Here is a 1,321-nt window from a genome sequence, read left to right on the forward strand (position 1 = left end):
ATTTCGGCGCACAAATTCTCGAGAGCAATGAGATAAAAGCATTATCGCCGCTTTATAACAGAAGGCTTCGACGTACTAGAAAACTTTATAGCTTTCAAATTGAACAAAATTCAAAGGGTTATAAAACCGTCCTCACCCAACAAATAAACAGTAAACAAAAACCAGATGAGAGTGCGGGACTATTCCGGAGCGCTCGTCAGGCTAGCAAGCAATTAGAGAAACTCGCAGATCACTATTTTCTTTGTTACAAGTTGCTTGGTTTAGAGGGCAATCCGCTCGATAACACTCCCTGTTTTAGACGCCAATTACATCGCTGCTTCGGTGCATGCGAAGGAATTGAATCTGCCGAAGACTATAATGCTCGTATCGATGTAGCGATGAATAAACATCAACTTGTTTTATGGCCATTTGATACGCCGATACTCGTGGAAGAAAACGACGTAAATGATGACGAATTCAAACACTTTCACTTAATCGATCAATGGCAATATCTAGGCAAAATTGAATCAGAAGAAGAATTAAGAGAGCGTGGTTATGTTCCCTTAAAAGCGCATATTGGGACAGAAATTCAAGCTCATCAACACGAAAACAATGCAGAGAATAAAGCGCATTTTGATCTAGATATTTACTTTATACTGCTCCGCTTTCTGCTTAAATCAGATCAACTAAAATTGAACCAATTGCGCATCCATAAACTTACAAAACTTGAGTAAAATGCATCTATGAAACAAGCGAAACAAACACCAAAAGATCGCGCCATACAGCTCATAGGGCTTGTTTGCCTAGTTGCTCTTTTCTTTTTCGATACAACAGAGCAGCCCATGCTGATTAAAAGCATACTGTTTGCATTGCTTTTACTGCCTTTAGGCTTCGGCATCAAATTTGTCATCAATCCAACTAATCAGCCATCACGACGACTCATCGCGACACTCGTTTGTATCGTATGGTGCGGCGTACTGGCGACAGCCGCTGCCTCCTTCTTTTTCTAGAAAAACGAGGGCAACAATTGCTTTCAATCGATGACAAAAATATGCACGCAGCATAGTTTTACGTACTACAGTCACTGACGCATACACACGATTTGGAGCTTAGTATGGACGTTCAGGCATTAGTACTTGCACTTTTAATCGGCGCGATCGCGGGTTGGCTAGCAGGCCAAATTATGAAAGGCATAGGGTTTGGCTTAGTTGGAAATATAGTTGTTGGTATTGTTGGCGCATTCATAGGCAGTTTCGTACTGCAACTCCTTGGCTTGTACGCCGGTGGAATTTTAGGTTCGATCGTTAGCGCCACCTTAGGTGCCGTCATCCTGCTTGCAGTC

General features: G+C 42.1%; 2 protein-coding genes and 1 pseudogene. All 3 read left to right on the forward strand.

Annotated features, from left to right (window positions below):
- Window positions 1–713: pseudogene (locus A3739_RS29885) on the forward strand (hypothetical protein); the annotation flags it as partial.
- Window positions 714–722: 9 nt separating this feature from the next.
- Window positions 723–989 (forward strand): hypothetical protein, encoded by a 267-nt coding sequence (locus A3739_RS10015; protein WP_068480327.1) that lies wholly within the window; start codon window positions 723–725, stop codon window positions 987–989.
- 104 nt (window positions 990–1,093) lie between these two features.
- On the forward strand, window positions 1,094–1,321 hold a 228-nt coding region (locus tag A3739_RS10020; protein WP_068501187.1), incomplete at its 3' end, for a GlsB/YeaQ/YmgE family stress response membrane protein.

It is taken from the genome of Oleiphilus sp. HI0067, assembly GCF_001635735.1.